Source organism: Micromonospora sp. WMMD980 (assembly GCF_029626035.1).
Lineage (GTDB): Bacteria > Actinomycetota > Actinomycetes > Mycobacteriales > Micromonosporaceae > Micromonospora.
Genome location: NZ_JARUBE010000003.1, coordinates 3,918,664 through 3,938,331, shown reverse-complemented (window position 1 = coordinate 3,938,331; position 19,668 = coordinate 3,918,664). Strand labels below are relative to the sequence as shown.

At 73.6% G+C, this 19,668-nt stretch carries 14 protein-coding genes; 8 read left to right on the top strand and 6 right to left on the bottom strand.

The features are described 5' to 3' along the window. The first annotated feature begins 78 nt into the window (after window positions 1–78). Window positions 79–384, top strand: coding sequence for an Asp-tRNA(Asn)/Glu-tRNA(Gln) amidotransferase subunit GatC (gatC, locus tag O7618_RS18335; protein ID WP_278107312.1), 306 nt, complete (start codon window positions 79–81; stop codon window positions 382–384). Next, window positions 381–1,856, top strand: coding sequence for an Asp-tRNA(Asn)/Glu-tRNA(Gln) amidotransferase subunit GatA (gene gatA / locus O7618_RS18330; RefSeq protein ID WP_278107311.1), 1,476 nt, complete (start codon window positions 381–383; stop codon window positions 1,854–1,856). Before gatC ends, gatA begins: the two co-directional genes overlap by 4 nt. Here gatA and O7618_RS18325 read toward each other — a convergent pair. Next, the gene (locus tag O7618_RS18325; RefSeq protein ID WP_278107310.1) at window positions 1,837–2,418 is read right to left on the bottom strand and encodes a hypothetical protein; all 582 of its coding nucleotides are present in this window, start codon (window positions 2,416–2,418) and stop codon (window positions 1,837–1,839) included. The genes gatA and O7618_RS18325 overlap by 20 nt on opposite strands. 277 nt (window positions 2,419–2,695) lie before the next feature. Here O7618_RS18325 and gatB point away from each other — a divergent pair, with 277 nt between their 5' ends. Next, window positions 2,696–4,192 (top strand): Asp-tRNA(Asn)/Glu-tRNA(Gln) amidotransferase subunit GatB, encoded by a 1,497-nt coding sequence (gene gatB / locus O7618_RS18320; RefSeq protein WP_278107308.1) that lies wholly within the window; start codon window positions 2,696–2,698, stop codon window positions 4,190–4,192. 107 nt (window positions 4,193–4,299) lie between these two features. Next, complete coding sequence (locus O7618_RS18315) at window positions 4,300–6,648, top strand: pyruvate dehydrogenase (protein WP_278107307.1); 2,349 nt, start codon at window positions 4,300–4,302, stop codon at window positions 6,646–6,648. A gap of 316 nt (window positions 6,649–6,964) precedes the next feature. Here O7618_RS18315 and O7618_RS18310 read toward each other — a convergent pair whose 3' ends face one another. The 3 genes from O7618_RS18310 to O7618_RS18300 form a co-directional block, all read right to left on the bottom strand. Continuing rightward, entirely contained in the window at window positions 6,965–8,584 is a 1,620-nt protein-coding gene (locus tag O7618_RS18310; protein WP_278107306.1) for a metallophosphoesterase, read from the bottom strand. A gap of 53 nt (window positions 8,585–8,637) precedes the next feature. After that, window positions 8,638–9,813 carry a PQQ-dependent sugar dehydrogenase gene (locus O7618_RS18305; RefSeq protein WP_278107305.1) on the bottom strand — a complete coding sequence of 392 codons (1,176 nt, stop codon included), beginning with the start codon at window positions 9,811–9,813 and terminating at the stop codon, window positions 8,638–8,640. 93 nt (window positions 9,814–9,906) lie between these two features. Beyond that, window positions 9,907–11,715 carry a SpoIIE family protein phosphatase gene (locus O7618_RS18300; protein ID WP_278107304.1) on the bottom strand — a complete coding sequence of 603 codons (1,809 nt, stop codon included), beginning with the start codon at window positions 11,713–11,715 and terminating at the stop codon, window positions 9,907–9,909. A 143-nt stretch (window positions 11,716–11,858) separates the two neighbouring features. Between O7618_RS18300 and O7618_RS18295 the strand changes: the two genes are divergently transcribed. Further along, entirely contained in the window at window positions 11,859–12,785 is a 927-nt protein-coding gene (locus O7618_RS18295; protein ID WP_278107303.1) for a 2-hydroxyacid dehydrogenase, read from the top strand. Here the strand turns inward: O7618_RS18295 and O7618_RS18290 are convergent. Beyond that, complete coding sequence (locus O7618_RS18290; protein WP_278107301.1) at window positions 12,779–13,183, bottom strand: PH domain-containing protein; 405 nt, start codon at window positions 13,181–13,183, stop codon at window positions 12,779–12,781. The genes O7618_RS18295 and O7618_RS18290 overlap by 7 nt on opposite strands. Before the next feature lie 232 nt (window positions 13,184–13,415). On the opposite strand from O7618_RS18290, the gene O7618_RS18285 reads away from it, so the two are divergent. Further along, on the top strand, window positions 13,416–15,854 hold the full coding sequence (locus O7618_RS18285) for an EAL domain-containing protein (protein ID WP_278107300.1): 2,439 nt from the start codon (window positions 13,416–13,418) through the stop codon (window positions 15,852–15,854). A gap of 9 nt (window positions 15,855–15,863) precedes the next feature. Here the strand turns inward: O7618_RS18285 and O7618_RS18280 are convergent, their stop codons facing one another. Continuing rightward, window positions 15,864–16,892, bottom strand: a complete 1,029-nt coding sequence (locus O7618_RS18280) for a LacI family DNA-binding transcriptional regulator (protein ID WP_278107299.1) — start codon at window positions 16,890–16,892, stop codon at window positions 15,864–15,866. A gap of 372 nt (window positions 16,893–17,264) precedes the next feature. On the opposite strand from O7618_RS18280, the gene O7618_RS18275 reads away from it, so the two are divergent. Continuing rightward, window positions 17,265–18,548, top strand: coding sequence for an extracellular solute-binding protein (locus O7618_RS18275; RefSeq protein ID WP_278107298.1), 1,284 nt, complete (start codon window positions 17,265–17,267; stop codon window positions 18,546–18,548). Window positions 18,549–18,630: 82 nt separating this feature from the next. Then, on the top strand, window positions 18,631–19,644 hold the full coding sequence (locus O7618_RS18270; protein WP_278107297.1) for a sugar ABC transporter permease: 1,014 nt from the start codon (window positions 18,631–18,633) through the stop codon (window positions 19,642–19,644). Window positions 19,645–19,668: the final 24 nt, after the last annotated feature.

The window sequence follows — 19,668 nt, the reverse complement described above, 5'->3', positions numbered from 1 at the left end:
TCACCGCGCGTCATCGTTCACCGTCGCGCGGCCAGCACACCGAAGACGTCTCTCAGACAGTCACGAAGGGGGCACCCGATGGCCGCCATCTCCCGCGAGGAGGTCGCGCACCTCGCGCGACTGTCGCGGCTCGCCGTCACCGAGGAGGAGTTGGACACCTTCGCCGGCCAGTTGGACGTGATCCTCCAGTCGGTCGCGCAGGTCGGCGAGGTCGCCGCGGCGGACATCCCGCCCACGTCCCACTCAGTGCCGTTGACCAACGTGCTCCGCGAGGACGTGGTGACGCCGGGCCTGACCCCGCAGGAGGCGCTGTCGGGTGCGCCCGACGCCGAGGAGCAGCGGTTCCGCGTCCCGCGGATCCTGGACGAGGATGTGGCATCGTGACCGACCTGACCAAGCTCAGCGCCGTCGAGATCGCCGGGCTCGTCGCCAACGGTGACGCCTCCGCGGTCGAGGTCACCCGCGCCCACCTGGACCGGATCGGTGCCGTCGACGACCGGGTGCACGCGTTCCTGCACGTCGACACCGACGGCGCCCTGGCCGCCGCGAAGGCGGTGGACGAGCGGCGGGCCGCCGGTGAGGAGCTGGGCCCGCTGGCCGGCGTGCCGGTCGCGGTGAAGGACGTGCTCACCACCAAGGGTGTGCCGACCACCGTCGGGTCGAAGATCCTGGAGGGCTGGCGTCCGCCGTACGACTCGACGATCGTCGATCGGCTGCGCGCCGCCGGCACGGTGATGCTCGGCAAGACGAACATGGACGAGTTCGCGATGGGCTCCTCCACCGAATACTCGGCGTACGGGCCGACCCGCAACCCGTGGGACACCGAGCGCATCCCGGGCGGCTCCGGCGGCGGCAGCGCCGCGGCGCTCGCCGCGTACGAGGCGCCGCTGTCGATCGGCTCGGACACCGGCGGCTCGATCCGCCAGCCCGGCGCGGTCACCGGCACGGTCGGCGCGAAGCCCACCTACGGCGGCACCTCCCGGTACGGCCTGGTGGCGTTCTCGTCGTCGCTGGACACGCCCGGCCCGTGCGCGCGCAACGTGCTGGACGCCGCGCTGCTGCACCGGGTGATCGGCGGCCACGACCCGCGCGACTCCACCTCGATCCCGGCCCCGGTGCCGGACGTGGTGGGCGCCGCGAAGCTCGGCGCGAGCGGCGACCTGACCGGCGTGAAGCTCGGTGTGGTCACCGAGTTCACCGGCGAGGGCGCCGAGCCGGGCGTGATGGCCGCGTTCCGCGAGTCGGTGGAGGCGCTGGCCAAGCTGGGCGCCGAGATCGTCGAGGTGTCCTGCCCGCACTTCAAGTACGCGCTGCCGGCCTATTACCTGATCGCGCCGAGCGAGTGCTCCTCCAACCTGGCCCGGTTCGACGGCGTCCGCTTCGGCCTGCGGGTCGGCGACGACGGCAACCGGTCGCTGGAGGAGGTGATGTCGCTGACCCGCGAGGCCGGCTTCGGGCCCGAGGTGAAGCGCCGCATCATGGTCGGCACGTACGCGCTGTCGTCGGGCTACTACGACGCCTACTACGGCCAGGCGCAGAAGGTCCGCACGCTCATCACCCGCGACTTCACCACCGCGTTCGAGCAGGTGGACGCGCTGATCTCGCCGACCACGCCGTTCGTGGCGTTCCCGATCGGCGCGCGCACCTCGGATCCCTACCAGATGTATCTGGCGGACCTGTTCACCATCCCGACGAACCTCTACGGCGGCCCGGCCATCTCGGTGCCGTGCGGGCTGTCCGAGGGGCTGCCGGTCGGCCTCCAGATCATGGCCCCGACCATGGCCGACGACCGGATGTACCGGGTGGCCGCCGCGCTGGAGTCCAGCGTCGGCACGTTCACCCCGCCGGCTCTCTGAATCCACCACCGATCGGCGTCGACGGTCCTCCGTCGGCGCCGGTCGGCTTTTCCGAGGGGACGGGCGCCGCGTCGAGGTAGCGGCGGGCCTCCCGGATGCCGCGCCAGCGCCACCAGCCGGTGCCCGCCCAGGCCAGGATGAGCACCCCGGCGGTCACCCGGGTCGAGGGCCCGGCGCTGCCGAGCAGCACGATCCCCTGGGCCACGATGCCCAGCGCGCACAACCACACGTACCAGCGCTGGTCGATGCGGCGGTCGGCCTCCCGGCGGGCGGCGGCGTCGACGGCCGGGTCGGTGGCCCGGCCCGCGCGCAACGCGGCCCGCGCCGCCGCGGTCGGGCCCGGTGCGGGGGTACGCATCCGCGGCACCAGCCGCCGGCCGAGCAGCAGCGCCGCCCCGGCGCCGACGACGGCGGGCACCGCCGTGATGACGAAGAGGCCCACCACGTCCTGGAAGTCGTAGTCGCGATCCATGGTCCACAGGGCGACGGCCAGCGCCGGGAAGGCGAGGGCGACCGCCCCGGCCACCAGCACCACGCCGGTCGTCACCGGCCGGTTGCTCACCGCTCGTTCCGCTCACGTCCGGCGTCGTTCCCGCCGCGGTGCATCGGGCTCACCGCCGGTGGGACGACCGGCGCGTCACCACCAGGGCGACGGCCAGCAGCACCACCCCGGTCCGCCTCACCGTCGAGTGGTTCCCCGTATTCGTCATGGTCGACCCGTACCCCGGTGTCGTTTTCTTCATGCGGGGCCGGCGGACGATCTCGAAACCCGGACGTGGGTCGGCCCGGCCGCCCCACTAGGCTGGAACGGTTCTGTCCGGATCGCGCCTGGAGCTCAGATGACGACGACACTGCCCGCGTACGACGAGGTCGTCGCGCGCTACGAACCGGTGATCGGCCTGGAGACCCACGTCGAGCTGGGCACGAACACCAAGATGTGGTGTGGCTGCCCGACCGACTTCGGCGGCGAGCCGAACACCCGGGTCTGCCCGGTCTGCCTGGGCCTGCCCGGTTCGCTGCCGGTGGCCAACAAGGCGGCGATCGAGGCGACGATCCGGATCGGCTTGGCGCTGAACTGCTCGATCGCGCCGTGGTGCCGGTTCGCCCGGAAGAACTACTTCTACCCGGACATGCCGAAGAACTTCCAGATCAGCCAGTACGACGAGCCGCTCTGCTTCGACGGCTACCTGGACGTCGAGGTCAACGGCGAGCTGGTGCGGATCGGCATCGAGCGGGTGCACCTGGAGGAGGACACCGGCAAGACGCTGCACGTCGGCGGCGCCACCGGCCGGATCCACGGCGCCACCGAGTCGCTGGTCGACTACAACCGGGCCGGCATCCCGCTGGTGGAGATCGTCACCAAGCCGATCCCCGGGACCGGCGCGCTGGCGCCCGAGATCGCCCGGGCGTACGTCGCCGAGCTGCGTGACGTGGTCCGCTCGCTGGGCGTCTCGGACGTGCGGATGGAGGAGGGCTCGCTGCGCTGCGACGTCAACACCTCGCTGAACCTGCCGGGCGAGGAGTGGGGCACGCGCACCGAGACCAAGAACGTCAACTCGCTGCGTTCGGTCGAGCGGGCGGTCCGCTCGGAGATGCTGCGCCAGGCGTCCGTGCTGGACGCGGGCGGCCGGATCGTGCAGGAGACCCGGCACTTCCACGAGGACACCGGCGACACGACCTCGGGTCGGTCCAAGGAGACCGCCACCGACTACCGCTACTTCCCGGAGCCGGACCTGGTGCCGCTCGCGCCGGACACCGCCTGGGTGGCCGAGCTGAAGGCCGCCCTGCCGGAGCTGCCGCGGCTGCGCCGCAAGCGGATCCAGCAGGACTGGGGCCTGTCCGACCTGGACATGGAGTCGGTGGTCAACGCCGGCGCGGTCGAGCTGATCGAGGCGACCGTCGCCGCCGGGGCCACCCCGGCCGCGGCCCGCAAGTGGTGGCTGGGCGAGCTGTCCCGCCGGGCCAACGAGACCGGCGTGGAGCTGGCCGACGTGGGCGCCACCCCGGCGCAGGTCGCCGAGCTCCAGGGCCTGGTCGACGCGGGCAAGCTCAACGACAAGCTGGCCCGCGCCGTGCTGGAGGGCGTGGTGGCCGGCGAGGGCTCGCCGACCGAGATCATGACCAACCGCAACCTGGAGGTCGTCTCCGACACCGGCGCGCTCACCGCCGCCGTAGACGAGGCGATCGCCGCCAACCCCGACATCGCCGACAAGATCCGCAGCGGCAAGGTCGCGGCGGCGGGCGCGCTGGTCGGCGCGGTCATGAAGACCACCCGCGGCCAGGCGGACGCGAAGACCGTCCGCGAGCTGATCCTGGAGCGCCTCGGCGCTGCCTGACGAGAAAGGAAGGGCCCCTTCTTAACGCCTCGGGCATAGGAGGGGCCCCTTCTTAACGCCTCACCCCACACCGAGGGCGTCAACGGCGACGCCCGGATGGAGTCACCGTGAACGAGCACGTCCTCGACGAGATCCAGCGCCGGGTGCTCTGGCTCGCCACCCGCATCGTCGACGCGGCCAACCACGACCGGGACACCGGTGACGGGGTGAAGGTCGGCGGCCACCAGGCGTCCAGCGCGTCGCTGGTCACCGCGATGACCGCGCTCTGGTTCCAGCACCTGGACGCCGAGGACCGGGTCGCGGTCAAGCCGCACGCCTCCCCGGTGTTCCACGCCATCCAGTACCTGCTCGGCAACCTGGACCGCTCCTACCTGCCGAAGCTGCGGGCCCGGGGCGGCCTCCAGTCGTACCCGTCGCGCACCAAGGACCCGGACGAGGTGGACTTCTCCACCGGCTCGGTCGGCCTGGGCGCCGCCGCGCCGCTGTTCGCCGCCGTCACCCGCCGCTACGTCGACGCGCACTTCGGCGCGCGCCCGCACTCCCGGTTCGTCGCGCTGATCGGCGACGCCGAGCTGGACGAGGGCAACATCTGGGAGGCGGTCGCCGACCCGGCCACCACCGGCCTGGGCAACGTGATGTGGCTCGTCGACTTCAACCGCCAGTCGCTGGACCGGGTCGTCCCCGGCATCCGGATCAACCAGTGGCGCGGCCAGTTCGAGGCCGCCGGCTGGCACGTCGTGGAGGTCAAGTACGGCCGCAAGCTGGCCGAGGCGTACGCCCGGCCGGGCGGGGCGGCGTTGCGCGACTGGATCGACCTGATGCCCAACGAGCAGTACCAGTCGCTGTTCGGGCTGGCCGGGCCGGCCCTGCGCAAGCAGTTCCTGGACGGCGCGCCGGCCGAGGTAGCCGCGTTCGTCGCCGACATCGCCGACGACGAGCTGGGCCCGCTCGTCACCGACCTGGGCGGGCACGACGCGCAGGCGATGCTCGACGCGTACGCCCAGTGCGACGCGGTCACCGACCGGCCCAGCGTGGTCTTCGCCTACACGGTCAAGGGCTGGGGCCTGCCTATCGCCGGCAACCCGCGTAACCACTCGGCGCTGCTCAGCACCGAGCAGGTGGACGCGCTGCGGGCCGCGAACGGGCTGACCGCGGAGACCGAGTGGGACCGCCTCGACCCGGCGACCCCGGCCGGCATCCGGGCCGGCGAGCGCCGGGAGGCGCTGTCCCGCGCGCCACGCGAGCGGGCGCTGGGCGTCACCGTGCCGGAGACCACCCGGGTACGCGCCAACAAGCCGGTCTCCACCCAGGAGGTCTTCGGCCGGGTGCTGGTCGACCTGGCCCGCGATCCGCAGGTGGCGCCCTACCTGGTGACCACCGCGCCGGACGTGGCCACCTCGACCAACCTGGCCGGGTTCATCAACAAAACCGGCGTGTTCGCCCCGACCGAGCAGCGGTCCTGGACCTCCGACCGGATGCTGCGCTGGACGGAGAGCCCCGCCGGGCAGCACATCGAGCTGGGCATCTCCGAGATGAACCTGTTCCTGCTGCTGGGTCAGCTCGGCCTGTCGTGGGACCTGTCCGGCCAGCCGCTGCTGCCGGTCGGCACGGTCTACGACCCGTTCGTGCTGCGCGGGCTGGACGCGTTCCTCTACGGCACCTACTCGGGCTCCCGGTTCGTGGTGGCCGGCACCCCGTCCGGCATCACGCTGGCGCCCGAGGGCGGCGCGCACCAGTCCACCATCACCGCGTCGGTCGGCTTGGAGCTGCCCGGCGTGACGTTCCTGGAGCCCGCGTACGCCGGCAGCCTGGACTGGCTGCTCTGCGACGCGCTCGGGCAGATCGCCGGCGGCGGGGCGCCGGCCGCGACCGCCGCGCCGGCCGAGGACGGGGCGTACTACTTCCGGCTCAGCACCCGGCCGGTCGACCAGGCGCCGTTCGAGGCGGCCCGGGCCCGGCTGGGTGACGCGGTGCTGCGCCGGCAGGTGGTGGCCGGCGCCTACCGGTTGGTCGACGCGCACCAGGCGTATCCGGAACTGGCGGACGCGCCGGTGGTGCAGCTCGCCGCGTCCGGCGCGGTGCTGCCGGAGGTGCTGGCCGCCGCCGCGGAGCTGGCGGAGGAGGGCGTCGCGGCGCACGTGGTCGACGTGACCAGCCTGGACCGGCTCTACCGGGCGTGGCAGCGGACGCTGCGCCAGGGCGTGCGCACCGCGACCGTGCCGAGTGTGCCGGGCGCGCTGCGGTCGGCGTTCGCCGACCGGGTGCCGGTGGTCACCGTGCACGACGCGGCCTCGCACGCGATGGCTTGGTTGGGCTCGGCGGTGGGCGCGCCGGCGGTGCCGCTCGGGGTGGACGAGTTCGGCCAGTCCGGCACCGTCCGGGAGCTGTACGAGCTGCACGACCTGCTGCCCGGCAGCATCGTCAACGCCGCGCTGGCCGCGCTCGCCCTGCGCTGACCGGGCAGCCCGACGTGACCGATCGGCGGCGTCACGGAACGTGACATGCCGGCGATCGCTCTGAGTGACGGAGAGCCGAGGGTGGCGGGATGCCCTCCCGCCGCCTTTGCTCTGCAGCCATATCCGCACCAGCGTCCCGAACTGGTCTTGGGGAGAAGGTAGCCGCGCGGGCTGCCCGGCTGGACGGTGACTCTCGGTGCCTGCTGCGGCGATGGCTGCAGAGCAAAGGCGGTGATGGGCCACCAGGTCGCCGACCCTGGGCATCGCGCTCCGTGACCGGCCGGTGATGCCGGTGGGTCGACGGCGGGAGGACCGCTCAGCCGGTGGTGGTCGGGCTCGGCGAGGTAGCGCTCGAGGACGGCGCGGGGGACTCCGACGGGCCACGGGTAGGCGTCGGGGTGACCGGCACCTCGTCGCCCTTGGCCGGGTCCCGGATCACATGCCGCTCCAGGTTGACCTGCGACTGGCCGGTGCCGCCGACGGTGATCTCGTCGTAGGCCTGGAGCAGCTTCTGCTGGTCGAAGTAGAGCACCGTCATGGTCAGCGGGGTGGGCTTCTCACCCTCCAGCCCGCGCAGCCCGGCGCCGCCGGTCGAGCCCTCCACCATCAACGTCGTCGGCTGCTCGCCCGGCGCCTGCGGAAGCTTGGACACCTGACGGGCGTGGGTGTGCCCGGCGAGCACCAGCGGGCAGGCGCCGGAGAGCGGCCCGGCCGACGCCGGGTCGTGCACCAGCGCGATGTCCACCTTCCGCGGCGACTTCTCGACGGTGGTGGCGAGCTGCTCGCCGGCCCCGATCACCTGGTCGGCGACGGCCGAGGTGAGACCGCTGCCGGCCGGCGAGGTCTCCTTGTCCGGGGTGAACCGGGGGTCGCCGATGCCGGCGATGGTCAATCCGGCCACGGTCGTGGTCGAGTTGTTCAGCACCACCGCGTTCGGCTGCTGAGCCACCACCGACGCGGTGCGCGGCGAGTCGTGGTTGCCCCGGATGTAGACGTAGGGCTTCTTGAGCAGGCCGATCGAGCCGACGTAGGACGCCTCCGGCTCGCTGCCCCAGTCGGTGAGATCGCCGGTGTCGATCACGACGTCGATGCCGAACTGCTCGACCACCGTGCGGATCAACTGCCACCCGGTCGGGTTGAGGTGCATGTCGGAGACGTGCAGCACCCGGGTGGTGCCGGGGGACGGCTGCACCACCGGTAGCGCGGAAACCGTGGTGTAGAGCTTGCTGACGTTGCCGACCAGCCGCTGCAACTGCTCCGCGTACTTGGTGTAGTCGTTGGCGATCCGCCGGGCGTCACCGACGATCGCGGGCGCGTTGACCAACAGGCCCTCGTACCTCGGCTCCTCGATCGCCTGCGGCCGTACGGTGGCGGCGGCCAGGCCGAGACTGCCGGCGGTGACGGCCAGCGCCAGCCCGCCCGCCCAGGCCGTGCGCCGGACGTCGCGGAAGACCAGCCCGGCCAGGAGCAGGGTGGCCAGCACCGACGAGCCGAGCGTCTTCAGGCCGAGGCGCACCACGCCGCTGCGGACGTCGGCCACCGCCGACTGGCTGGCCCGGCTGATGCTCGCCGGGTCGTCGATGAGCGCCTCGGTGCGCCCCTGGTCCAGCGAGCCCACCTTGACGGTCAGGTAGGCCGGCCCGTCGTGGCTGTTCAGCAGCAACGCGCCCAGCGGCGGGATGTCGACGGTGGTGCCACCGGTGAGCGACGGGCTGAGCCTGAGTTCCGCCCGGAACGGCCCGATGTCGGTGCCGACGTGCCCGCCGGCGTACGTGCCGACCACGACGCCGCCGAGCGTGACCGCGAGCACCGCCAGCGCCACACCGATCCGGCGCAGCCGGTGCCCGGGCCGCCAGGCGGCGAGGCGGCGGACACGCCCGGTCCCCGGGGGCGTCCCGTCCCCGGCGCGCTGCTCTTCGTTCTCTTGGCCGTCCATGCTGAGATTCTGACCTGCCCAGTGTGTGATCTTGGCAAACCCGGAGGAGTGGATCAGCTTCGGCCGGTGCCGCCGTCGGCGAAGACCAACCGCAGGATCCGGTCGTCCTCGGCGGCCGGTTTGCCCCGGCCGTCCCGGTTCGAGGTGCTCACCCAGATCGAACCGTCCGGCGCCACGGCGGCGGCCCGCAGCCGGCCGTAGCGGCCGGTGAGCAGCTCACGCGGCTGGCCGAGGACGGTGCCGTTGCCGGCCAGCTCGACCAGCCACAGCCGCTGCCCGCGCAGACAGGCGGTGACCAGCAGTCGGTCCACCGCGGCCAGCCCGGAGCAGGACGCGTCGGACGTGCGCCACTGCACGATCGGGTTCACGTAGCGCCTGTCGTCGCCGCGCCCCTCGACCTGCGGCCAGCCGTAGTTCCCGCCCTGGTTGATCTGGTTGATCTCGTCCCAGGTGTTCTGGCCGAACTCCACGGCGTACATCCGCTTGTCCGGCATCCAGGCGAAGCCCTGCACGTTGCGGTGCCCCGACGACCACACCGGCGAACCGGCGGTCGGGTTGCCCGGGGCCGGCTTGCCGTCCGCCGTGATCCGTAGGATCTTGCCGCCGAGACTCTTCGGGTCCTGCGCGTTCGCGGTCCGCCCGGCGTCGCCGGTGCTCACGTAGAGGAAGCCGTCCGGACCGAAGCCCAGCCCGCCGCCGTCGTGGTTGCCGGCCTTCGGAATGCCGGTGAGGATCGGCGTGGGTGGCTGGCCGAGCCGCAGTTTCGCGACCCGGTTGTCGTCCTGCGCGGTGTAGTAGACGAAGATCGTTCGGTCCCGCGCGTAGCCGGGGGAGACGGCGATGCCGAGCAGGCCGCCCTCGCCGCCGGGCACCACGCCGGGCACGGTCTGCACCGGTCGCACCGTGAGCCCGTCCGGCCCGGACTCCGGGCCGACCTGGAGGATCCGCCCGTTGTCGCGCTCGGTGACCAGCGCCGCGCCGTCGGGCAGGAACGCCATGGCCCACGGCACCGCCAGCCCCTTCGCCAGCACCGTGGCCACCACCTGCTGGCCGGCCCCGCCGGGGCTGGCCGGGCCGGACGGTGTCGGCAGGTTGGGCGGTTCGCCGGCCGGGTCCGGCTCGGGCTCGCCGAGGGCGCAGCCGGCGGTGCCCAGCAGCAGCGCCACGCAGGACGCCGCCAGCGCCGTCCGGAGGCGGCGGACGCGAGGGTACGACAGACGTGGGCTCACCCGGCCCAGCCTAGCCGGACGACACGGCGAACCGGGCCGCTCGCCGGTGCGGGCCGCCTGAGGTCTGTCGCGCGGGGCCGGCGGGTGCGGCGGTCAGCCGGCGCGCAGGGCGAGCACGGCGACGTCGTCCTCCCGGCGGTCCGCGGCGGTCAGCAGCCGGTCGCAGAGGACGGCCAGCCCGACGGTGGGCCCGGCCGCGGCGAGCCGCTCCAGCAGCGCCGCCTGACCCTCGTCGATCGGCTGGTCCCGACGCTCGATCAGCCCGTCGGTGTGCAAGAGCAGCGTGTCGCCGGGGGCGAGGGTCAGCGTCCGGCCGGTGCGCCGGGGCGGGCGGGTCAGGCCGAGCAGCGGGCCCCGCCCCTCCGCCACCGTCGCCGTGCCGTCCGCGCGCAGCAGCAGTGGCGGCGGGTGGCCGGCGTTGCACCAGCGGACCCGCAGCCCGCCGTCGTCCGGGCGGACCCGGGCCAGGACCGCGGTCGCCACCGTGGGCACCCGCAGCCCGCCGATGGCCCGGTCGAGGTTGGCCACCAGCTCCTCCACCGGGTCGTCCCGCCCGTAGGCGTTGCCGCGGACCAGGTTGCGCAGCTGGCCCATGGTGGCCGCCGCCTCGATGTCGTGGCCGGCGACGTCGCCGATCGCGGCGACCAGCTCGCCGTCGGGCTGCACGAAGGCGTCGTACCAGTCGCCGCCGACCTCGACCCGGTCGGCGGCCGGCAGGTAACGGGCGGCCAGCTCGATTCCCGGCACCTCCGGCAGCTCCGGCAGCATGCTGTGCTGGAGCACCTCCGCGACGTGCCGCTGCTCGCCGTAGAGCCGGCTGTTGCCGACCGCCTGGCCGGCCCGTACCCCGATGTCCTGCGCGGTCCGCAGGTCGCTCGCGTCGAAGCCGCGCCGGCCGGGCCGGTTGACGAGCGTGACCGCGCCGATCACCCGGTCGCCGACGGCGGCGGTGATCGGCACGGTCAGGTGGGAGCCGATGCCGAGACGGTCGGCGAGCGGCACCAGCTCCGGGCGGGTGGTGCCGCGCGCCACGTCCTCGATCCCGGCGGCGCCGCGCATCACCGGCCGTCCGGTGCGCAGCACCGACCGGATCAGCGAGTCCGGGCCGAGCCCGGTGACCAGCAGGTGGGCGAAGCGCGTCAGGTCGGCGTCGCGCTCCGGGTCGCGGTGCGCGCCGGAGACGCCGCGTGGCCGGCCGGTCGGGTCGACGAGCGTGATCAGGCACCAGTCGGCGAGCAACGGCACCATGGCGTGGGCGAGCCGGTCGACGGCGGTGGTCACGTCGAGGGTGCCGCCGAGCATCTCGCTCATCCCGGCCAACATGGCGAGCCGGTCGTGCGCCTCCTCGGCGCGGCGGCGGGCCTGCTCGGCGCTGCGCACCGCGATCCGCAGGCGCAGCTCGGAGGAGCAGGCGGCAGCCAGGTCGGCGAGCGTCCGCAGCTGTTCCTTGCTCCAGGCCCGGGGCTTGCTGTCGATCGCGCAGAGCGAGCCGAGCACCCGCCCGTCCAGGTCGGTGAGCGGCATCCCGGCGTACGCCACCACGCCCAGATCCTCGATGGCGAGGTTCAGCCGCACCCGGGGGTAGAGCCGGGCGTCGGGCAGCACCATCGGCGCCGCGATGTCGACGACGTGCTGGCAGAACGAGTGGCTGAGCGGGGTCTGCCGGCGGTCCGCCCAGGGCTGCGGCAGCCCGGTCTCGCCGGGGAAGAACTGGCGGTCCGCGTCGACCAGGGAGACCAGTGCGACAGGCACGTCGAGCAGGTCGCTGACCAGGCGCGCGAACCTGTCGAACGCCTCGTCCGGCACCGCGTCGAGGCGGGTCTCGTCGAGGGAGCGCAGCCGGTCGGGGTCGGTCAGCGCCGGGATCGGCGCCGCCTTCCGCTCCGGGTCGTCCTCGCTCATCGGCCCCCTGTCCCGCGCGTCGCGACGCCGGCCGGCGTCCCGCCCCCCGATTAAACCCTGTCGCACGTGTGTCCGACCGGCGGCGGGGCGTTCGTCACGACCGACGCGGCGCGGACCTGCGGATACGGATATCGTCGGCGGTCGTGAAGGTATGGATCCCGCACCCCGCCGGCCGCCGGCTCCTCGGCGAGCTGCCCCCCGACGTCACCGTGGAGCTGTTGGAGGATCCGGCCCGTCTCCCGTCCGCCCCGGCCGGGGTGCGGTTCTGGGTGCCGCCGTTCCTGTCCGGCCCGGACGCCGGCGCGCTCCTGGCCGAGCTGCCGGACGTCGAGGTGGTGCAGCTCCTCTCCGCCGGCGCGGACGCGTGGGTGGGCCGCGTCCCGGCGGGCGTGACGCTCTGCGACGCCCGGGGCGTGCACGACTCGGCCACCGCCGAGTGGGTGGTCACCGCGATCCTGTCGGCCCTGCGCGGGTTCGCGCCGCTGGCCCGCGCCCAGGCCCGCCGGGAGTGGGCGTACGACGAGGTGGCACCGACCGACGAGCTGGCCGGGAAGCGGGTGCTGATCGTCGGGGCCGGTTCGATCGGCGCGGCGGTGCGGGCCCGGCTCGCCCCGTTCGAGGTGACCTTCACCCTGGTCGCTCGCACGCCGCGCCCGGACGAGGGGGTGCACGGGGTGGCGGAGCTGCCCGTGCTGCTGCCCGCGGCCGACGTGGTGGTGCTGCTGGTGCCGTTGACCGAGCAGACCCGGGGCCTGGTCGACGAGCGTTTTCTCGCCGCGATGTCGGACGGCGCGCTGCTGGTGAACGCCGCGCGGGGGCCGGTGGCCCGCACGCCGGCGCTCGTCGCCGAGCTGGAGTCGGGGCGGCTGCGGGCCGCGCTGGACGTCACCGACCCGGAGCCGCTGCCCGCCGACCATCCCCTGTGGGAGCTGCCGAACGTGCTGCTCACGCCGCACGTCGCCGGCTCGGTACGCGGCCTGCTGCCGCGTGCGTACCGGCTCGTGGGGGAGCAGTTGCGGCGGTTCGCGGCCGGTGCGGAGCTGGTGAACCGGGTGACCGACGGCTACTGACCGTCGGCGGGCAGCGCCGGCCCGGCGCCGTCGGCGGGCAGGTCCTGCCCGGTGGCGGCGACCAACCGGGGCAGGTCGGTGGCGCGTACCGCCGGAAGGGTCAGCAGTTGGCCGTCGTCGAGCCGGGCGACCGCCCGGCCGCGGCTGTCGCCGCCCAGCTCGGCGACCCGGGTCCAGGGCACCCGCCGCTGCCCGACGAGAGCGCGCAGCCGCAGCTCCCGGGGATCGGCGTCGGTGCCGGCCCGCCACGTCCAGACGCCGACCGCGAGCGGGACGAGCAGCACCCACAGGAGCCACCAGCGGGCGGTGGCCAGCGGCAGCGCGCCGATGAAGGCGACGATCGCGGCGGCGAGGATGGCCTGGTTGTGGCGGAAACGGACGGTGTCGGCGCGGCTCACCCTCCGATGATCGCACCCGACCAGGTCACCCTCCCCTCCGGGCGGCGGTCGCCACCCCGCACGCCCGCGACGAAAGTGTGTGACGCATGCCACTAGACGTGTTGCGTAACCGGTTGCTTCCGGGATCGTTCTTGGGCATGGCCGCAGCGATCCCCGCCGATGCGGCCGTGACGCCCCGACGACCCTGCGCCGCAACCGCACCGCCCCGTGCCCCCTCACGAAGGCGACCGCCGTGCCCGTCACCCCTCCCGCCGGTCCCCGCCGGTGGCCCGCACCATCCGACCTCGCCGTCTCGCTCGCCGGCGCGCTGTTCGTGCTGGCCGGGATCGCCGGCCCCGTACCCGGTCCCGCCGCCGCGGCGCTTGCCGTCGCCGGAGGCTGCGCCCTCGCCTGCGTCCGGCTCGCCTGGCTGGCCGGCGTCCCGCAGGCGCCGTCCGCCGGCGCGGCCCCGCAACGCCGGACGCCACCGACGCCCCGGGCGCTCTCCGGCCCGGAACCCGTCGCGCCCGCGCCGACGCCGCACGCCGGTGCGGCCCCGGTGCGGCCGGCGCCCTCCCCGACGCCGCGGGTCGGAACCGGGCCCGGGCGTCGGGCGGTGGACGAGCCGCCCGGGCGGCCGGTCGGCGACCCGACCACCGGGCGGCAGGCCCGCCGGGTGGCGCTGTCCCGTCGGGTCGCCGCGATCCTCGACGCCGCGGTCCTGGTCGCCGGGCTGACCATCGCGGTGCTGCCGCTCAGCGATCCGGCGCACCGGTTGCCGGTCGCGCTGGCCGGGCTCGGCCTGGCCGGCGCGCTGCACGTCACGGCCCTGCTCCGCCTACCCGGCCGGTCCCGCCTGCCCGGCCGGGAGCGGCTGCGCCGGTCCGTCGACGTGCTCGCCCTCGGCGTCAGCCTGGTCTTCGCCGGCTGGATGCTGCTGCCCACCGGCCCGGTGCCCCCGGCCGCGCTCGTCGCCAGCGTGGGCGGGGCGGTGGCGCTGGCCGTGCTCACCATGGCGGCGCTCGCCGAACGCCACCGCCGGCCGGGCGCCGCGCGTTGTCACGCCGGTGCCGGCCTGACGCTGGGCGGCCTGGCGTTGCTCGTGGTGCTGCTGGCATACGCCGCGCCGGACCGGGCGCTGTCGGCCGTCGCGCCGCCGGTGCTGGCCGGCGCGCTGCTCACCGCGGCCGGCGCGCGGCGTACCTCGGCGGGGGAACGCCCGCGGCACGGCACCGCGCCGGCCGCCTGGCCGCGGCTCACCGCGCCCGCCGGGATCGCCGCCGTGGCCGCCGGGGTGCATCTGGGCACGGCGCGGGAGTTCAGCCCGGTGGCGATGGCCCTCGGCCTGTCGGTCATCCCGCCGATCATGGTGGGGGAGCTGCTCGCCGCCGCCGACCAGCGCCGCCGGGTCGAGCGGCTGGTGGCCAGCGAGGCGTGGCTGCGGCGTCTCGTCGGCGCGGACGGCGAGACCGGTCAGCCGCCGCCGCTGACCCGGGCCGAGCTGGTCCGGGCGCTGCCCCTGCGCAGCGGCGGCGCGCTGCTCGTGGTGGACCTGCACGGCGACGACGCGGCGACGCCGGACGCGCCGGTGCTGGCCGAGGCGCGGCGCCGGCTGCGCGGCGGCTGCGGTCCGCACGACCTGGTCGCCCGGATCGGTGACACCGAGTACGCCGTGCTCACCGACGTCGGGCCGGTGCCCGCGTACGCGTTGGGCATCCGGCTGCTGGCCGCGCTCGCCGAGCCGTACCCGCGGCCGGGCGGGGTGACCCGGTTGCGGGTCAGCGTCGGGTTGGCGGAGACCACCGGTGGCGACCCCGAGGACGTGCTGCGCCAGGCCGACCTGGCCCGGCGGCGGGCGGTGCAGCTCGGCCGGGACCGGGTCGAGTGGTACGACGCCTATCTGGAGGAGCAGCTCGTCCGCCGGCTCGACCTCGAACGGGAGCTGCCCGGTGCGGTGGCGCGGGGTGAGTTGGACCTGGTCTACCAGCCGGTGGTGGCGCTTGCCGACCGGATGCCGGTGGGCACCGAGGCGTTGTTGCGGTGGCGCAGTCCGGTGCTGGGCACGGTGCTGCCGGCGGAGCTGCTGCCGGTGGCGACCGACCTCGACCTGCTGGGCGAGGTCGGGTGGTGGGTGGTGGACCGGGCCTGCCGACAGCTCGCCGCCTGGTCGGAGGGGGGCCGCGAGCTGTGGATGGCGGTCAACGTGACCCCGCGGGAGCTGGCCGCGAAGGACTTCGTGGCGCGCACCGCGACCGCGCTGGCGGCCTACGACGTGCCGCCGGAGCGGCTGGTCGTGGAGGTGGCCGAGCCGGCGGTGGGGGCGGAGCTGTCCACGGTGGTGGCCCGGCTCGCCGGCCTGCGGTCGCTCGGCGTCCGCACCGCGCTCGACGACTTCCGGGCCGAGCACGCCTCGCTGGCCCAGCTCCGCCGGCTGCCGATCGACCTGCTCAAGGTCGGCCCCCACCTGGTCGCGCCGGGTGTGGACGGGCAGCGTCCGCTGATCGACGTGGTGGCGAACCTGGGTGACCGGCTGGGCGTGGAGGTGGTGGTCGAGGGGCTGGAGTCGGACGGCCAGGTGGCCGGCGCGCGGCGGGCCGGCTGCCGGTACGGGCAGGGCTTCGCGTTGGCCCGGCCGGCGACCGCGGAGCGGGTCGAGGCATGGTTCGAGGAGTTTCCCTCGGCCGCGCGCTGAACGAGCTGCTTAACCGGTTCGGTTGACCCGCGGGGGTGCGGTGCTGCCGCGCGGGGTGAGGTGCGCGGTCTCGTCCTGCACGCCGGTCACCTCCTCGCCGGCGATCACGGCGAGGAGTTGGCGGGCGGCGTGCGCGCCGTACGCCGGGATGTCCCGGCCCAGCGCGGTCAGCGGCGGGTGCACGAGCTGGCAGAGCGGCGAGTCGTCCCAGGCCACGATGGAGAGGTCGCCGGGGACGGCGAGCCCCATCTCCTGGGCGACGGAGAGCCCGGCGATCGCCATCACGTCGTTGTCGTAGATCACCGCGGTCGGGCGCTTCGCGGAGCTGAGCAGCCGGCGGGTGGCCCGCGCCCCCTCCTCGCCGGTGTAGTCGGACCAGACCGTGCTCGCCTCGTCCAGCCCGAGCCGCCGGCACACGTCGGTGAACGCGTCGGTGCGGATCTCGGTGTGCAGCAGCGAGGGCAGCCCGCCGACCCGGGCGATCCGCCGGTGCCCGAGCGCGACCAGGTATTCCACCGTCTCGACGAGCGCCGCCGCGTCGTCGGACCAGACGCTGGCCAGGCCGCCGGTGTGCCCGGGGCCGCCGATGACCACCGCCGGCAGTTGGAGTTCCTCCAGCGCGGGCACCCGCCGGTCGTCGGTGCGCAGGTCGCAGACGAAGACGCCGTCCACCCGACGTTCGGCCCACCATCGCCGGTAGACCGCGATCTCCGCCTCCTGGTCGGTGACCACCTGGAGGGTCAGCGCGTAGGAGCGGGCCGACAGCTCGGACTCGACGCCGCTGATCAGCTCCATGAAGAACGGCTCGATGCCGAGTATCCGGGCGGGCCGGCACAGTGCCAGTCCGACCGCCTTGGCGGTGGCGCCGGAGAGCGCCCGGGCGGCGCTGCTCGGGCTGAAGCCGATCTCGGCGGCGATCGCCAGGATGCGCTGGCGGGTCGCCTCGGAGACGCCGGGTTGTCCGTTCAGCGCGTAGGAGACCGCGCCCTTGGAGACTCCGGCGCGCCGGGCGACGTCGGCGATGGTCGGCCGCTTCACCGAAGGGTTCCTCCACTGTGTCCGGCGCTCGCGGGCGCTTCTCGACGGGCGGGAGTGACGCTACTGCACCCGCCCCCGCTCCCGGCGCGCGCGCCGGGAGCGGGGGAACTGAACCGCACAGTCCATCACCTGTGCGGTTCAGCGTACGGCCCGTGCCGCTCCTGTCCAGCGCCCGACCGCTTCCAATTCTGCTTCAGAAAGCGCTCCACCACGCATGGTCGCGCTCCCAGGCGCATCCCGAGGTTACGGGACGGCCTCGCTGTTAACCGGCCGTTGACAGTGCATGGGGCGGACCGTACGGTGGCCTCACTTATCCGGTTCAGTCAACGTCTCTCGATCTCGGGAGCGTTCCCATTCGGCGCGGAGGATGACATGAAACGGTCCTGGACGCACTGGGCCCGCACGGCCGCCGTCGGTGCCGTCAGCCTGGTCATGATCGCCGCCTGTAGCGGCAGGAGCACCACCGGCGGCTCGGACGCGGCCGACGGTCAGGTCACGTTGAAGATCAACTTCTGGGGCGACTTCGGTCTCCAGGACCTCAAGACCAAGTACGAGGCCGACCACCCCAACGTCAAGATCCAGCTCAACTCCGGCGAGTACAACGCCCAGCACGAGGACCTGCAGAAGAAGCTCGTCGCCGGCAACGGCGCGCCGGACATCGCGGCGATCGACGAGGGCTTCATGGTCCAGTTCCGCAGCCAGTCCGACAAGTTCGTCAACCTGCTCGACAAAGGCGCCGGGGACTACGAGAGCAAGTACCTGCCCTGGAAGTGGAAGCAGTCGCTGTCGGCCGACGGCAAGACGCAGATCGGCCTCGGCACCGACGTCGGCGGCCTGGCCATGTGCTACCGCACCGACCTGTTCAAGGCCGCCGGCCTGCCCACCGAGCGCGACCAGGTCTCCGCGCTCTGGCCCACCTGGGACAAGTTCCTCGAGGTCGGCCAGCAGTACACCGGCAAGACCAAGAAGAAGTTCATCGACGCCGGCACCAACCTGTTCAACCCCATCCTCGGGCAGCAGCAGGTCGGCTTCTACAACGACCAGGAACAGCTCCAGATGGAGCAGGGCCCGAAGGTCGCGTTCGACTACACGGTCAAGGCCGTGGACCAGGGGCTCTCCGCCAACCTGGTCAGCTTCCAGGCCGACTGGGACAAGGGCTTCACCAGCGGCGCGTTCGCGGTGCTCGCCTGCCCGGCGTGGATGCTCGGCCACATCAAGGACACCGCGCCCGGCACCCAGGGCAAGTGGGACATCGCCGCGGTGCCCGGCGGCGGCGGCAACTGGGGCGGCTCGTTCCTGACCATCCCCAAGCAGGGCAAGCACGTCGGCGAGGCGTACGAGCTGCTGGAGTGGCTGGTCGCGCCGGAGCAGCAGATCGAGATCTTCAAGAAGGTCGGCAACCTGCCGTCGCAGCCGGCGCTCTACGCCGACCCGGCCATCGCCGACTTCAAGAACCCGTTCTTCAACAACGCCCCGGTCGGCCAGATCTTCCCGAAGATGGCGCAGGGCCTCACCCCGCAGTACCTGGGCAAGAAGAACGGCCCCACCCGGGTCGCGGTGGAGAACGTCATCCGGCGAGTCGAGAACAAGTCGCTGAAGCCGGACGCCGCCTGGACCGAGGCGGTCAAGGAGGCCGACAAGGCCGCCAAGTCCTGACGCACCACCGGTGCCGGAGCGGGACCCGACCCGCTCCGGCGCCGCCGTACCCGCCCACCCTCCTCGGCTCTGGAGTGAACCGATGTCCAGCACCCGTGCCGCGCCCGCGCCGCCGAGCCGCCGACCCGCGCCGGAGCGCGGCCGTTCCGAGGCCGACGAGCGGCGGCTGACCTGGCGCAACCGGCTGTACCGCTTCGACATGCGCTACATGCCGTACCTCATGATCGCGCCGTTCTTCCTGCTATTCCTCGTCTTCGGGCTTTTCCCGCTGCTGTTCAACGCGGTGGTCTCGCTGCGCAACTACCGGCTCGACGACCCGACGCTGCCCTACTGGGCCGGGCTCGCGAACTTCAGCCGGCTGGTCGCCGACGAGGACTTCTGGAACGCGCTCTACAACACGTTCGGCATCTTCCTGCTCTCCACCGTGCCGCAACTGCTGCTCGCCCTGCTGGTCGCCTCGCTGCTCAACCGTCAACTGCGGGCGCAGACCTGGTGGCGGGTCGGTGTTCTGCTGCCGTACGTGACGCCGATCGTCGCCTCGACCATGGTGTTCAGCGTCTTCTTCTCCCGTGACTTCGGCATGGCCAACTGGGTGCTCGGCCTGTTCGGCATCGGCGGCGCGGACGACCCGATCGACTGGCGGGCCGACAAGACGCACGCCTGGATCGCCATCGCCACCATGGTCAACTGGAAGTGGATCGGCTACAACGCGCTGCTCTACCTGGCCGCCATGCAGTCCATCCCGCGCGACGTCTACGAGGCCGCCGCGATCGACGGCGCCGGCCAGTGGAAGCAGCTCTGGCGGATCACCGTGCCGATGATCCAACCGGTGGTCGTGTTCACCGTCATCCTCTCTACCATCGGCGGGTTGCAGCTCTTCACCGAGCCGATGCTCTTCGACCCGAACGCCCAGGCCGCCACCGGTGGGCCGAACGGCGAGTGGCAGACCATCGCCCAGCTCATCTACAAGGTCGGCTGGAAGGACCTCAACCTCGGCTACGCCGCCGCCATGTCCTGGGCGCTGTTCCTGATCATCCTGCTCGTCGCCGGGGTCAACTACGTGCTGACGAACCGACTCTCCGGAGGACGCAAATGACCGCCCTGGCATCGCCGCCGGCGC

Excerpts from the sequence above, each read along its gene's own strand:
- gatC (WP_278107312.1), top strand. The coding sequence starts at position 79 with ATGGCCGCCATCTCCCGCGAGGAGGTCGCGCACCTCGCGCGACTGTCG.
- gatB (WP_278107308.1), top strand. The coding sequence starts at position 2,696 with ATGACGACGACACTGCCCGCGTACGACGAGGTCGTCGCGCGCTACGAA.
- O7618_RS18310 (WP_278107306.1), bottom strand. The coding sequence starts at position 8,584 with ATGGACGGCCAAGAGAACGAAGAGCAGCGCGCCGGGGACGGGACGCCC.
- O7618_RS18300 (WP_278107304.1), bottom strand. The coding sequence starts at position 11,715 with ATGAGCGAGGACGACCCGGAGCGGAAGGCGGCGCCGATCCCGGCGCTG.
- O7618_RS18275 (WP_278107298.1), top strand. The coding sequence starts at position 17,265 with ATGAAACGGTCCTGGACGCACTGGGCCCGCACGGCCGCCGTCGGTGCC.
- O7618_RS18270 (WP_278107297.1), top strand. The coding sequence starts at position 18,631 with ATGTCCAGCACCCGTGCCGCGCCCGCGCCGCCGAGCCGCCGACCCGCG.